The following is a 13,974-nucleotide window of genomic DNA, read 5'->3' as shown; positions in this document are numbered from 1 at the left end:
GTCGCGGCAAGGTTCACCGGCCAAGGAGGTGACCGAGTGGCCCTGCCCTATGATTGGCACTCCCTGAAGAGGATGCAGACGGGGCTTCCGACCTTCACCGTCTTGTCGGTCGCCGTGAGGCGGCCATCCCCGGCACGCGTGAACATCGTCACCGTGTCGCTGTCCTCGTTGGCGGCAAACAGGAACTTGTCGGACGCCCCGAATGCGAAGAACCGCGGCGTCTTGCCGCCACTCAAGGTCCAGCCCACCGGCGTCAGCCGGCCACTCGCCGCGTCGATTGCGTAGATCGCGATACTGTCGTTGCCTCGATTCGAGGCATAAACAGTGCGGCCGTCGGCCGAGACCGCGATCTCCGCGGCCCGGCTGTTGCCGGTGAATGTATCGGGCACGGCCGAGACCACCTGGAGCGGCTCGAGCGTGCCAGTGGCCGGATCGAAGCGATAGCCGGTCACCGTCGAATCCAGCTCGTTGACGACATAGGCGAACCGGCCGCCGGGATGGAATGCGACGTGGCGCGGACCTGCGCCCTCGCGCGCCTGCACAGGCTTCGCGGCCAGCACGAGCTTCCCCTTCTCCGCGTCGATCCGGTAGGTGAAGACAAGATCGAGCCCCTTGTCCGGCACGATGATGAAGCCGCCGGAGGGATCGAATTCGACCTGGTGAGGCTTTGCAAATGGCTGCTCCACCCGGTGCGGTCCGATCTTGCCCTCCAGCTTGACCAGATCGATCACCGCGCCGAGCGAGCCGTCGTCCTGACGCGGCAGCAGCGCCAGCGTCGAGGTGATGTGGTTGGCGACCACGACGAAACGGTTGCTTGGGTCGATCGCGAGATGCACGGGGTTCTTGCCCTCGGTGCTCTGGCGGTTGATCACCCGAAGCTGGCCGCTGGCCGGATCGATCGCCATTGCCGTGATGTCGCTGAGATCGCCATGCACGGTGTAGAGGAATCGCCGGGTGCGGTCGAACGCGAGGAACGACGGATTGACGAGCTCGCCGAGCAGCTGGAGGTGGGTCCACGCTCCGCTCGCATTGTCCATGCGATAGACATTGAGGCCGTCGCCACGGGCGTTGCGCTCCTTCGTGGTGCGCGCGCCGACATAGACATACGAGGCAGCTGCTTCGGACATTCTCTGCTCCCCTGACGCCTGACGCGCCTGTGCGTGTGATCGGGATGGCGCGATCGCGGCGAATGCGCCGCCGATTGCGAGATGCGCCAGGCTGCGCCGGGACATCCCGGCCAAATGTGGTGGCGGCATCGTCATCTCCCATATTGCTTTTTATCATTTAAAACACAATTATGGGCTAGGCTCAATGGGCTTGACGCCCCTTGTGCCGGTCCGGCGGGTCGGCCAATGATCCCTGCTCCGGACCTTTTCGAGTCGATCGTATGCCTCGTCCCAACCTTGCCACCCAGATGACCGCGCGGATCCTCGACTACATCCGCGTCAACGATCTCGAGGCCGACCAGCATTTGCCGAGCCAGACGCTGGCGGACGCACTGCGGGTCTCGCGTGCGCCCATCAACGCCGCGCTGCAGATCCTGGAAGACATGAAGGTCGTGCGTTCCGAACCGAACCGCGGCTTCTTCCTGGTCAAGAGTGCGCGCGATCTCCCTGAAACCGTCGATGCCGGCGAGGAACCGGAGGACGAGTGGTACTTCGCGATCGCCGAGGACCGGCTTTCGGGCAAGCTGCCCGAGCGCGTCAGCGAAAGCGAGCTGATGCGGCGCTATGGCCTGTCGCGCACCCGTTTGCTGAAGGTTCTCACCAAGATTGCCGATGAAGGCTGGATCGAGCGTCTGCCGGGCAATGGCTGGGCCTTCGGGCCGCTCCTGACCTCGCGCGAGAGTTACCAGCAAGGCTATCAGCTGCGCATTGCGCTGGAGCCGCAGGCGCTGATGCTGCCGAGCTTCCAGCTCGACCACGCGGCCTTTGCGGCGGCGCGCGAAAAGCAGCAATGGCTGCTCGATGGCGGTTACAAGCGCGCCTCGCGCGCAGAGATTTTTGCCGCCAACAATGATTTCCACGAGATGCTGATGATCTGCGGCGGCAACCCGTTCTTCCTCGACGCCGTCAAGCGCGTCAACCGGCTGCGGCGCCTCGTCGAATACCGCATCACGGTCGATCGCAGCCGACTGCCGCAGCAGTGCCGCGAGCACCTCAACATCCTGGATTTGCTGGAGAAAGGACTGCGCCAGGAGGCCGCCGACTTCCTGCGGGTGCATATCTCCGGCGCGGGACTGATCAAGATCCCCCGCGCCTGACGCAGTACTTCGATATTGTCGTTTATAATTGAAAATGCAATAACGCTCCCGAAGGCGGCTGCCGGAGGGACGGACAAGCGCGCCAACCACAACCACAGGGAAGCGCCGCCATGTCCACGACATCTGTCGAGCAGTCCGCAACGCGCAAGGTGTTCTGGCGCATCGTGCCATACTGCTTCGCGCTCTACGTGATCTCCTATCTCGACCGCGCCAACATCGGCTACGCCGCGCTGCAGATGAACAAGGAGCTGGCGCTGACCAGCGAGGCCTTCGGCTTTGCCGCCGGCATCTTCTTCGTCGGCTATTTCCTGTTCGAGGTGCCGAGCAACGTCGCGCTCAACAAATACGGCGCCCGCATCTGGATCTCGCGCATCCTGATCACCTGGGGCATCGTCGCGACCGCGACCGCCTTCGTGCAGACCGCAACGCAGCTCTACGTGCTGCGCTTCCTGCTCGGCGTCGCCGAAGCCGGTTTCTTTCCCGGCATCATCATCTATCTGACCTACTGGTTCCGCGCCAAGGAGCAGGCCACCACGGTGGCGCTGTTCACCGCCGCGATTCCCGTGTCGTATCTGCTGGGTGCGCCGCTCAGCACCTGGATCATGGACCACATGTCCGGCTTCGGCCTGAGCGGCTGGCGCTGGATGCTGCTGCTCGAGGGCGGCCCCGCCGTGATCGCTGGCGTGGTGAACTACTTCATCATGACGGACAGCCCGGAGCAGGCGCGCTGGCTGACGACAGAGGAGCGCGACTGGCTCTGCGGCGAGTTGCGCAAGGACCACGCCGCCCGTCCCGACGTCGAGCATCTCGGCGTGCTCGCTGCGATCACCAATCCCAGGGTGCTGTTCCTGTCGGTGATCTATTTCGTCTACCAGGTCGGCAATCTCGGCATCGGCCTCTGGATGCCGCAGATCATCAAGGGGATGTCGTCGTCGCTGACCAATTTCGAGATCGGCCTCATTGCCATGCTGCCCTACGCCTTTGCCACGATCGTGATGGTGCTGTGGTCGCGCAATTCCGATCGGACCGGCGAGCGGCAGAAGCATTCGGCGCTGCCGCTGCTGCTCGGCGCCGTCGCCCTCGCCTTCACCGGTCTCGTGGTGCAGCCGGCGATTGCGATGGCGCTGATCTCGCTGGCGCTGGCCGGGATCTACGCCTTCAAGTCGCCGTTCTGGTCGTTGCCGGGGCTGTTCCTCAGTCGATCGACTGCGGCAGTCTCGATCGCCGCCATCAACTCGATCGGCAATCTCGGTGGCTTTGCGGGGCCCTACGCGATCGGTGCGATCAAGGACTGGACCGGCAGCACCTATGGCGGCTTGCTGTTCCTGAGCGGTCTGCTGTTCGTCTCCTTCCTGATGACCTGGTTTGCGCGGATGGAAGGCGCCGCTGCTGCGCGTGCCAAGCCGGCCGAGCAGCACGCCTGAGGACGCTGTCATGGCCGACTTCACCACCCTTTCAGCCGCGGGCAAGACCTACCGCATCGCCGACATCGCCGGCGCCGCGGGCCATGATCTGACGCAGCTGCCGGTGATCCTGCGCATTCTCTTGGAAAACGTGCTGCGCAATGCCGGGGATGAACGCGACGAGGCCGTCGCGGCGATCCGTGACTGGCTGCGAAACGGCAGGAGCGAGCGCGAGATCGCCTTCCAGCCCTCACGCATCCTGATGCACGACACCACCTGCGGCCCTGCCCTGGTCGACATCGCGGGCCTGCGCGCATCGCTGGCCGAGGCCGGCGGCGATCCGGCCCGCCTCAATCCCGTGCTGCCGGTGGATGTCTCGACCGATCACTCGATCGGCGTCGACGTGTTCGCATGCAAGGACGCGATCAGGCTGAACATGCAGCATGAGCTGAAGCGCAATGCCGAGCGCTACCGCTTCATGAAATGGGCGACCTCCGCCCTGTCAGGCGTGCGCGTGCATCCACCCGGCACGGGCATCATGCACACGCTCAATCTCGAGCGCCTGGCGAGCGTCGTCACCGGCTTCGATCGTGATGGCGCGCTCTGGGCGGCGCCTGACACGCTGATCGGCACCGACAGCCATACGCCGATGATCAACGGCATTGGTGTGCTCGCCTGGGGCGTCGGCGGGCTGGAAGCCGAGAGCGTGATGTTCGGGACGCCCGTGATGCTGCGCGTGCCCGACGTAATCGGGGTAAACTTCACCGGCCGCTTGCGCGAGGGCGTGCTTGCCACCGATCTCGCGCTCACCGTCACCGAGCGGCTGCGCCGCGTCGATCTCGCCGACCGCTTCGTCGAATTCTACGGTCCCGGCGTCTCCACGCTGTCGGCCGGCGACCGCGCCGTCGTCGCCAACATGACGCCGGAGTTCGGCGCCAATTCCGGCTACTTCCCGATAGACCAGCACACGCTCGACTACCTCGCGCAGACCGGCCGCTCGCCCGAGCTGGTCGCGCTTGTCGAGGCCTATGCCCGCCGGCAGCATCTGTGGTTCGATCCGGAGGCCAGGCCGCGCTACACCGAGACGCTCACGATCGATCTCGACGAGGTCGAGGTCAGCCTGGCCGGGCCGCGTCGCCCGCAGGATCGCATCGCGGCAAGCCGCACCATCGAGGCGCTCGGCACGGCGGCCGGGCCTTCGTTGGCCGATGGGCCAGCCGACGGTTCGGTCGCGATCGCCGCGATCACCAGCTGCACCAACACCTCCGATCCGCGCCTGCTGATCGCCGCGGGCCTCCTCGCCCGCAAGGCGCGCCGGTTTGGCCTCACCCCGCCCGCCTGGGTGAAAACCTCGCTCGCGCCGGGCTCGCCGACCGCCGAAACCTACCTGCGCCGAGCGGGGCTCATGGAGGACCTCGAAGCCATCGGCTTTGGCATTGTCGGCTACGGCTGCACCACCTGCATCGGCAATTCAGGCCCGCTCGCGCCAATCATGGCCGAGGCCGTGACGTCACGGAGGATCGCGCCCGTTGCCGTGCTGTCCGGCAATCGCAATTTTCCCGGCCGCGTCCACAGCCAGGTCGAGAACGGCTTTCTCGCCTCGCCGCCGCTCGTCGTCGCCTTCGCGCTCGCCGGCGATGCGCGGCGCGACATCCTCCACGATCCAATCGGACGCAGCGCCGATGGGCATGACGTCCACCTCGCGGGTCTCTGGCCGACCGGTGCCGAGATCGATGCTGCCTTGGCGCAGGCGCGCGAGGCGAGCGACTATGCCACCGCCTATGAAGCCGCCGAGGCCAGTGCCGATTGGGCCGCCCTGGATGCCCCGGACACGGCACTGTTTCCCTGGGATCAGGCCTCGACCTATATCCGCCGGCCGCCGTTTGCGAGCCTCGGCAAGGGCACGCGCCTCGGCCGCTATGCCGCGACGCCTTTGCTGGTGCTCGACGACGACATTACGACCGACCACATCTCGCCCGCTGGTGCTATTCCCGCCACTGGTGACGCTGGCAACTATCTGGTGACACGCGGCGAGAGCGCGCATGATCTCAACGTCTTTGCCTCGCGCCGCGGCAATTGGGAGGTGATGCTGCGCGGCCTCTTCACCAACAAGAGCGTTCGCAATCTGCTGGCGGGCGAATTGCGTCCCGGCAGCACGGTTCACGCCGGCACCGGTGAACACATGGCGCTGTGGCGTGCAGCGGATCGCTACGCCGAAGAGGGCCGCCCTGTCGCGGTGATCGCGGGCGAGCGCTACGGCATGGGCTCGTCACGGGACTGGGCCGCAAAGGGCGTCGCGCTGCTCGGTGTGCGCGCGGTGCTGGCGCTGAGCTTCGAGCGTATCCATCGCTCCAACCTGATCGGCATGGGTGTCCTGCCGCTCCGCCTGCCCTCCGATCGCCGGCCGCAGGATCTGGCCTTGCGCCCGACCGACGAGATCGAGATCGACGCGTCGGTCGAGGCCATTCGCCCTCGCGCCGGCGTGGTCGTTCGCATCCGTCGCGACAACACCGAGATCGATCGGTTCGAGGCGATGGCCGCGATCGAGACCAGCCTCGAATGCGAGATTCTCCGGGCCGGCGGCCTCCTGCCGCTGATCTTGCGGCGGGCGCTTTGACACGAACCTGGTGCCCTACTCCGCCGGCGTGAGCTGCCGGCGGCTCAGGCGCATCGCCGCGGTCTCGCGGACGCGGACACGGGCACGGCGCTTGTGCCACCAGATCACGACGCCGGTGACCGAGAGTGCCGCCACGACCAGCCCCATGATCGAGATCAGGATGCGTCCGAACAGGCCGACGATGCGGCCCGAATGCAGCGGAAACTGCGCCTGCACGAAGATGTCGGCGGTGGTGCCGACCCAGGGCAGCCGTTCGCCGATCGGACGGCCGTCCTCGCTGTCGTAATAGAGCTGCGCCGGTCCGACGCCGCCGGCGCCGTGATCGTCGCCGGGATTGAAGAAGGCGGCGGCATAGACGCCATGGGCGGGGCCGTAGTTGATCGAGCCGACCGGGACGATCCAGCCGCGCGCCTTGCCGTCCGCGGCAGCCCGCGCGGCGATGTCGGCGAAGGTGACCTTGGGCTCGATGGGATCGTCGAGGTCGCGATAGGGCCGCTGCTCATAGGGCGTCGGCGTGTAGTTCGACACCATCTTCATCAGCGGCGAGAACACCTCGAAATAGAGGTTCAGCGAGAACGCGGTGAAGGCGATGACGAACAGCACGCCCCAGGTCCAGAGGCTGAAGGCGCGATGGATGTCGAAATTGATCCGGTAGGCGCTGCCCGATGTCTTGATGGCCCAGGCCGGCGCCCAGCGCGCCCAGAAGCCGCGGTCGAGCTGGCGCGTGACCTCAGGCGCCCGCGCCGCCTTGGCGCGTCGCCGCGAGGGCAGCGTCAGGTAGAAGCCGACGAAGCAATCGATGGTCCAGATGATGGCGATCACGCCGAGCACGCGCATGCCCCAGCGGTCGCTGCCCCAGAATTCCGGGATGTGCATCGTGTAGTGCAGCTTGTAGAGGAACGAGACGAAGTTCTCGCGCGTCACCGGCCACACCGCGCCCCAATAGCGCCGGCCAAGCTCAGCGCCGGTGTTGGGATCGAGGAAGATCTGATTGTAGTCGAGGGCGTAACGCTTGCCGGTCGCGGGATCGATCCGCGGCATGATGAAGAACCACAGCGAGTGGCCCTCCTCCGGCGTCATGAAGAGATAGACCACGCGCGCGCGGGGATCGCGCTGCTCGATCGTTTTGGCGAGCTCGATCGAGGGAATGGCCGGGCCCTTGCTGGTAACGTCGAACAGGTGGCTGTTCAGGACGTCGTCGATCTCGTGGTCCCAGGAGATGATCGCCCCGGTGATGCCGGAGAAGAACAGGAAGCCGGCCGTGAGCAGCCCGGCCCAGCGATGCAACCTGCCGAATATCGCTCTCATGGTTCAAATTTCACTCAGCAGATCGGGCATCATGGCCGGCAGTCTTACTGCCGGCCCGGCGAATGCCATTTTTGATGCCCCGCCCTAACTCAGGCGATTTCGGAGTGCGATAGGAACAGCGTTAGAATTTCTCCAGACGTGTGCGCAGCCCGTGCGGCGAATGCGCCCATTCACGATGTGCCGCGCGATGGGCGCGGTCCGCGATGCCGTGCTTTTAGAATTGGAATACTTCCAAACGGGCAAATGACTGCCCGTCTGCGGCGCGGCGTCGCGCCAGGCGCACTGCCTGACGCGCGTTGGGCTTTACCAGGTCGGCAAATACGTGCCCTTGAAGCGCGTCTCCAGAAACGCCTTAACGGGATCGGAGTGATAGACTTCGATGAGCTGCTTGACCCAGGGCTTGTCCTTGTCCTCCTCGCGGACGGCGAGGATGTTGACCCAGGGTCCATCGGGATTCTCGCGGGCGATCGCGTCGGTCGCTGGATTGAGGCCGGCCTGCACGGCGTAATTGTTGTTGATGGAGACGACGTCGACGTCCTGGAGCGCGCGCGGCAGCTGGGCGGCATCGAGCTCGACGAAGCGCAGCTTCTTCGGGTTGTCGGTGATGTCGGCGATGGTCGAAGAGACGTTGTTCGGGTCCTTCAGCTTGATCACGCCGTGCAGCGCCAGGATCATCAGGCCGCGGGCGCCGTTGGAGGGATCGTTGGCGATCGCGACGCGGGCGCCGTCCGGCAAGTCGGCCAGCTTCTTGTATTTCTGCGAATAGACGCCCTGCGGCGAGCCGATCGTGTTCGCCACTTTGACGATCTTCCAGCCGGTCTTGGCGATCTGGTTCTTCAAATACGGTTCGTGCTGAAACGAGTTCGCTTCCAGGTCCTTCAGCGCCAGCGCCTGGTTCGGGATCACGTAATCGGTGAACTCGACGACCTTGATGTCGAGGCCGCGCTCGGCGCCGACCTTCTTCACGACGTCCAGGATCTCGGCATGGGGACCGGCGGTGACGCCGACCCGGATGGTTTCGGCGCGAGCGGTGGTCGCAAGCAAGGCTGCAGCCGCAAGGGTTGCGAGAAAACGCATTGAAGTCTCCAGTTTCAGAAAATTCGGCTCAGCGATGCCGCAGCCGACGGTTGACCCGTCGCGCCAGATAATCGCCCGCGCTCTGCACCAGCTGCACCAGTGCGATCAGCACGACGACGACGGCCAGCATCATCTCCGGCATGAAGCGCTGATAGCCGTAGCGGATGCCGAGATCGCCCAGACCCCCGCCGCCGACGGCGCCGACCATGGCGGAGTAACCGAGCAGGCTGACCACCGCGAGCGTCAGCGCCAGCAGCAGGCCCGGCAGCGCCTCGGGGATCAGCACCTTGAGCACGATCTGCATGGGCGATGCGCCGAACGAGGACGCGGTCTCGATCAGGCCGCCATCGACCTCGCGGATCGCGGCTTCGACCAGGCGCGCGATGAACGGCGTCGATGCGATCGTCAGCGGCACGATCGCCGCGGTCGAGCCGATCGAGGTGCCGGCAACGAGCCGGGTGAACGGGATGATGGCGACGACCAGGATGATGAAGGGCGTAGAGCGCGTCGCGTTGACGACGATGCCGAGCACGCGATTGACGGCGGGCGCCGCGAATAGCTCGCCCTTGCGGCTGGTCGCGAGAAAGACGCCGAGCGGCAGGCCGAAGGCGGTGCCGAGCAGCGCCGCGATGCCGACCATGTACAGGCTCTCGAAGGTGGCCTGGATGATCAGGTTGATAAGTTCAGGAGACATAGCCGAGACGCTCCGCCGGGAATTGATATTGAGACAGCCAGGTGAGCGTTCGCGTCACCGCGTCCTCACCACCGGGAATACCGAGGGTCAGCGAGCCGACATGCTGGCCGCCGATCTCGTCGATGCGGGCGGACAGCAGCGCCACGTCGAGGCCGAGCTCGCGGGCGAGCCGCGCGACCAGCGTATCGCCGGCCCCTGCCCCTCGCACCTGGACGCGGATCACGGCCTGCCCGCCGGCCGACGGTTCCGGAACGATCCGGCTCGCCAGCGAGACCGGCAGGCTGTCGCCGATCACCTCCGCCAGGAAGGACTGCGTGATCGGATGCTTTGGATGGGTGAAGATGTCGGCGACATGGCCGCTCTCGACGACATGGCCGGCGTCGAGCACCACGACTTCCTTGGCGAGCTGGCGCACCACGGACATCTCGTGGGTGATCAGCACGATGGTCACGCCCAGCTCGCGGTTGATGTTCGCGAGCAGATCGAGGATGGCGCGCGTGGTCTGCGGATCGAGCGCCGAGGTCGCCTCGTCCGACAGCAGCACGCTCGGTCGTGTCGCGAGCGCCCGCGCAATGCCGACGCGCTGCTTCTGTCCGCCGGAGAGCTCCGACGGATAGCGGTCGTGCTTGTCGGCGATGCCGACCAGCGCCAGCAGCTCGGCGACGCGGGTTTTGATGTCGGCCTTGGCCCAGCCGGCGATCTCGAGCGGCAGCGCGATGTTGTCGGCCGCAGTGCGCGACGACAGCAGGTTGAAATGCTGGAAGATCATGCCGATCGAGCGCTGCGCCAGCCTGAGTTCACGGCCTGCCAGGGCTGAGATATCGCGGCCGTCCACGATCACGCGGCCGGAGGTCGGCTTCTCCAGCCCGTTGATGAGCCGGACCAGGCTCGACTTGCCGGCGCCCGAGCGGCCGATCACGCCGGTGATGGAACCGCGCGGTATCGCGAAATCGATATTTTGCAGCGCGTTGACGCCGGGCTTGCCGCGATACGCCGGATAGGTCTTCGAGATGCCTTCGAAACGGACCATCGCGCCCGGCTCGGTTGCGGCTGGTGAAATCGCTTCAAGCGTTTCGATCGGTTGTCCGATCGCGAGCGATTGGTGGGCGTTCATGGAGACGGCCTTCATGCAGAATAATTCGCTCGCCCGCCCGAAAAGGCAAAACGACCGGGTCGCATCAGCGACGGGAGGTGAAGCAGTACCACGCTCGGAGCGGAACGCGCTGCACTGCAGCACGCACCATCGCTCTTTCCGGTCTTCCTTGCAATTTCAATGATTTGGGAGGAGTTGGACGAAGATTTCCCAATCCCTCCCCGGCGAAGAATATTCCTTCGCCGGGGAGGGATTGGCCTCGCACCCGGCTCAACGGGTCTGCAACCAGGGCAGCACGATCAGCAGGAGGCCGGCGAAATAGAGCAGCCCGAAGATCAGGCCAAAACCCCAGAACTGGCCCTTCCCGATATAGCCGCTGCCGAAATACATCGGCGCAGGCCCCGTCGCGTAAGGCGAGATCACGCCCATCAGGCCGAGCGAATACATACAGAGCATCGCCAGCGTCGTGACCGGCAGGTCGGCGATGCCGGATCCGACCGCCAGCACCACCGGCAGCACGGCGGCCGCATGCGAGGTGATGCTCGAGAAGAAATAGTGGATCCAGAAGAACAGCGCGACCAGCAGCAGCATCGCGGTGGACGGCGATAGCCCCGCGAGCGGTTTGGCGTATTCGGTCGCGAACCATTTGATGAAACCGATCTCGTTGAGACCCGAGGCCAGCGTCAGCAGCGAGGTGAAATAGAAGAACACCTCCCAGGCGCTCTTCTCGCTGACGATGTCGGCAAACTCGATCACGCCGGTCACCAGCATCAGCGAGATCACGATGAACACGACGGTGGTAGCGTTGACGAAGTTCGAGCCGAGCAGTGGCACGTGGATGTCCGGGCTCGAGCCCGCGATCCACAGGAACATCGCGAGCACGATCAGGCCGAGCATGATCCACTCGTTGCGCGACATCGGGCCCATCTCGGCGAGTTCCTTCGCCGCCCATTCGGAGATTTCCGGGCTGCGCTTCACCTCGGGACGGCACACCAGATAGCTGAGCAGCGGAACGAGCACCATCAGCAGGATGCCGAGCGGTGCAAAGCCCAGGAACCACTGCCCCCAGCTCACCTCGACGCCCACGGTCTTCTTGGCGATCGCCAGCGCCGCCGCATTGGGCGCGAGCGCGGTGAAGAACAGCGAACTGGTGACCGCGGTCGACGCAAAGGCGGTCCACATCACGTAGGTGCCGATCTTGCCGGCGGTCGGTCCCGGCTCGGAGCCGTAGATGCGCGGGATGTTGCTGATGATGGGATAAACGATGCCGCCGCTGCGCGCCGTGTTGGAGGGCGTTGCCGGCGCGAGCAGGAAATCCGACATGGCGACCGCATAGCCGAGCCCGAGCGTGTTGCGGCCGAGCCGCCGCACCAGCACCAGCGCGATGCGCCGGCCGAGCTGGCTCTTGCGATAGCCGATCGAGAACACGAAGGCGCCGACGATCAGCCACACCGTGCTCTCGGCGAAGCCCGCGAGCATCCAGCGCAGCGATTTGCCGGGATCGGCATCGATATAGCCGGCGACACCCGCGACGGTGAGGCCGATGAAGCCGACCGCGCCGACCGGCATCGATTCCAGGATGAGCCCGGTGATGACGGCGGCGAAGACGGCAAAATAGTGCCACTGATTGACGTTGAGCCCTGTTGGCACCGGCCACAGATAGATCGCCAGCCACACCGCGATCGGCGCGATCAGCTTCCAGCGAAATCCCTTCGTCGCCTCAGGCGCCTGCGAGCTAGCGGTCATGGGCCCTCCCCCTTGATTGTCTTCGCATTTTTCCGGCTCGTTGGCCGGGCCGATTTTGTCCCTGCGCGGCGTATACGGACTGTCCGCGGCCCGATCAATGGCTGACCTGGGGTCTACCGCCCCCTGAACCGCGGCTTGCGGCGTCCCGGGAACGCCTCGACGCCCTCCTTGTGGTCCTCGGTCAGGCTCGCCAGGGCGAACTGGTCGACGTCCATGTGGCTGGCGAGATCGTCCAGCGCATGCGCGAGCCGGTTGACGGTCAGTTTCGTCATCGCGACCGAGAGCGGCGGCTGCATGGCGACCTTCCGGGCGAGGTCCATGGCGGTATCGAACGCGTGGCCGGGATCGACGACGTGCTCCACCAGCCCCCATTCATGGGCTTCCTCCGCCGAGATGCGCTGATCGGCCAAAATCACCGCCTGCTTGGTGCGGGCCGGCCCGATCAGATGCAGCATGCGCGGGATGCTCTGCCAGCTCATGTTCATGCCGAGCCCGATCTCGGGCACGCGCAGATGGGCGTCGCTGCCCATGACACGGAAGTCGAGCGCGACCGCGAGCGCCACGCCGCCGCCGATGCAGAAGCCCTCGATCGCCGCGATCGTGATCTGCTCCATCTCCTGCCAGGCCTGGGTGAGGCGCGGCCCGAGCTTGAGGTGCCGCCGCAGCGTGCCGAGATCCATGTCCTTGCGCGAACGTCCCTCGGCATCCTTCAGGTCGAAGCCGGCGCTGAATGCGCTCGCGCTGCCGGTCAGCACCACGACGGAGGTTGCGGCATCGTCCTCAAAGCTGCGTGCAGCTGCCGTGAGTTGCCGCAGCGCCTCCGGCGACAGCGCATTGATGCCGTCGCCGCGGTCGAACCGCACGACCGCGATCCGCCCCTCCGGCCCCAGGCCATTCTCGATCTTCACATAGTCGGTCAACTCAGCCTCCCCGTTCTTGTTGCTCTTGGACAGCTTACAAATGCCCGGTGCGCCGATGCTCGGGCTCGCTGCCTCCGACCGGAAACCGGATCGTGGTGCCGATGGTGATCCAGTTGGCGTTTTCGCCGGTGATGTTGCGGCCGTAGATCAGGTCGACGGAAAATATCTCGTTCGGCCGGTAGCGGACACCGGTCTGGAAACGTGGCTGCACGACGCTTGCGACGTCCGAAGCACCGGCCTGCCCATAGGCCTCGATCGTCCACTGCAGGGTGTCGGTGAACTTCCAGTCGAAGCCGATACCGTAGGTCAGATAGTGACGGTCGATGGTGCGATCCCACAGCCAGCCACCGTTGACGTTGATGCGCATGGTCTCGGACAGGCGGAAGGTCGCGGGGATGACGGCGAAGGCGGTCAGTGCCTCGCCGGTCGCCGCGTCGAACGATCCGCCCCCGTAGGCCGACAAGCCCCACCGCCCGATTCCGGTCGGGATGAAATTCGTCTTGGCTTTCGGCGCAATCGTCGTGCTCCAGTCGCCGTCGCTGCGCGCCCGGACGGTCTGCAAGCTCAGCTCGATCGGCCTGAACGGATCGACCACGCAAGAGGGATTGGCGACCGCGGAGAAATCCGTGTTCGTCGCCGCCGACATCCAGCTTTCGACCTTGCAGGAGCCGACGTCGGAAATGTCGGCGGCATCGACCGCATAGGCGCCATTCGCGGCGCGCGCATCCTGGATCGCAAGCGCGGCAAAAGCCGCTGTTGCGACAGCTATTCCGGTTCGTTTTGCAACCCAGCCCATGCTGCGATGCTAGCAGAGTCTTCGCCTCGACAACGCCCGGATTCTGGGACTATCTTC

Annotated in this window: 11 protein-coding genes; 3 read left to right on the top strand and 8 right to left on the bottom strand. The window is 65.4% G+C overall.

Going from position 1 to position 13,974, the window contains the following annotated elements; genetic code table 11:
* Positions 1-47: 47 nt before the first annotated feature.
* Positions 48-1,127, bottom strand: a complete 1,080-nt coding sequence (locus tag RAD15_RS25265) for a lactonase family protein (protein ID WP_458180901.1) — start codon at positions 1,125-1,127, stop codon at positions 48-50.
* Positions 1,128-1,387: 260 nt separating this feature from the next.
* Between RAD15_RS25265 and RAD15_RS25260 the strand changes: the two genes are divergently transcribed.
* The 3 genes from RAD15_RS25260 to acnA all read left to right on the top strand — a co-directional run bounded on the left by RAD15_RS25260 (position 1,388) and on the right by acnA (position 6,283).
* Positions 1,388-2,263, top strand: a complete 876-nt coding sequence (locus RAD15_RS25260) for a GntR family transcriptional regulator (protein ID WP_458180900.1) — start codon at positions 1,388-1,390, stop codon at positions 2,261-2,263.
* 110 nt (positions 2,264-2,373) lie between these two features.
* Complete coding sequence (locus RAD15_RS25255) at positions 2,374-3,687, top strand: MFS transporter (RefSeq protein ID WP_458180898.1); 1,314 nt, start codon at positions 2,374-2,376, stop codon at positions 3,685-3,687.
* Positions 3,688-3,697: 10 nt separating this feature from the next.
* Positions 3,698-6,283: an aconitate hydratase AcnA gene (gene acnA, locus RAD15_RS25250; RefSeq protein WP_458180897.1), complete on the top strand. Its 2,586-nt coding sequence runs from the start codon at positions 3,698-3,700 to the stop codon at positions 6,281-6,283.
* Between the two features lie 15 nt (positions 6,284-6,298).
* Here the strand turns inward: acnA and fsrB are convergent, their stop codons facing one another.
* The 7 genes from fsrB to RAD15_RS25215 form a co-directional block, all read right to left on the bottom strand.
* A complete protein-coding gene (gene fsrB / locus RAD15_RS25245; RefSeq protein WP_458180896.1) occupies positions 6,299-7,591 on the bottom strand; it encodes a siderophore utilization protein FsrB in 1,293 nt (430 codons plus the stop codon).
* 303 nt (positions 7,592-7,894) lie between these two features.
* A complete protein-coding gene (locus tag RAD15_RS25240) occupies positions 7,895-8,668 on the bottom strand; it encodes a MetQ/NlpA family ABC transporter substrate-binding protein (protein WP_458180895.1) in 774 nt (257 codons plus the stop codon).
* Positions 8,669-8,696: 28 nt separating this feature from the next.
* Positions 8,697-9,362, bottom strand: coding sequence for a methionine ABC transporter permease (locus RAD15_RS25235; protein ID WP_458180894.1), 666 nt, complete (start codon positions 9,360-9,362; stop codon positions 8,697-8,699).
* Complete coding sequence (locus RAD15_RS25230) at positions 9,352-10,491, bottom strand: methionine ABC transporter ATP-binding protein (RefSeq protein ID WP_458180893.1); 1,140 nt, start codon at positions 10,489-10,491, stop codon at positions 9,352-9,354. The genes RAD15_RS25235 and RAD15_RS25230 overlap by 11 nt, the downstream gene beginning before the upstream one ends.
* A gap of 234 nt (positions 10,492-10,725) precedes the next feature.
* Entirely contained in the window at positions 10,726-12,201 is a 1,476-nt protein-coding gene (locus tag RAD15_RS25225) for a DASS family sodium-coupled anion symporter (protein WP_458180892.1), read from the bottom strand.
* Positions 12,202-12,314: 113 nt separating this feature from the next.
* Positions 12,315-13,121, bottom strand: coding sequence for an enoyl-CoA hydratase/isomerase family protein (locus RAD15_RS25220; RefSeq protein WP_458180891.1), 807 nt, complete (start codon positions 13,119-13,121; stop codon positions 12,315-12,317).
* 34 nt (positions 13,122-13,155) lie between these two features.
* A complete protein-coding gene (locus RAD15_RS25215; protein WP_458180890.1) occupies positions 13,156-13,917 on the bottom strand; it encodes a hypothetical protein in 762 nt (253 codons plus the stop codon).
* Positions 13,918-13,974: the final 57 nt, after the last annotated feature.

The sequence above is a fragment of the Bradyrhizobium sp. 14AA genome (genome assembly GCF_054185205.1).
The sequence above is the reverse complement of the archived record's forward strand: the minus strand, read 5'-3'. Positions and strand labels throughout refer to the sequence as shown.

Bases quoted from the DNA above. Each gene is read 5' to 3' on its own strand.
- RAD15_RS25265 (WP_458180901.1), bottom strand. From the start codon at position 1,127: ATGTCCGAAGCAGCTGCCTCGTATGTCTATGTCGGCGCGCGCACCACG.
- RAD15_RS25260 (WP_458180900.1), top strand. From the start codon at position 1,388: ATGCCTCGTCCCAACCTTGCCACCCAGATGACCGCGCGGATCCTCGAC.
- RAD15_RS25255 (WP_458180898.1), top strand. From the start codon at position 2,374: ATGTCCACGACATCTGTCGAGCAGTCCGCAACGCGCAAGGTGTTCTGG.
- acnA (WP_458180897.1), top strand. From the start codon at position 3,698: ATGGCCGACTTCACCACCCTTTCAGCCGCGGGCAAGACCTACCGCATC.
- fsrB (WP_458180896.1), bottom strand. From the start codon at position 7,591: ATGAGAGCGATATTCGGCAGGTTGCATCGCTGGGCCGGGCTGCTCACG.
- RAD15_RS25240 (WP_458180895.1), bottom strand. From the start codon at position 8,668: ATGCGTTTTCTCGCAACCCTTGCGGCTGCAGCCTTGCTTGCGACCACC.
- RAD15_RS25235 (WP_458180894.1), bottom strand. From the start codon at position 9,362: ATGTCTCCTGAACTTATCAACCTGATCATCCAGGCCACCTTCGAGAGC.
- RAD15_RS25230 (WP_458180893.1), bottom strand. From the start codon at position 10,491: ATGAAGGCCGTCTCCATGAACGCCCACCAATCGCTCGCGATCGGACAA.
- RAD15_RS25225 (WP_458180892.1), bottom strand. From the start codon at position 12,201: ATGACCGCTAGCTCGCAGGCGCCTGAGGCGACGAAGGGATTTCGCTGG.
- RAD15_RS25215 (WP_458180890.1), bottom strand. From the start codon at position 13,917: ATGGGCTGGGTTGCAAAACGAACCGGAATAGCTGTCGCAACAGCGGCT.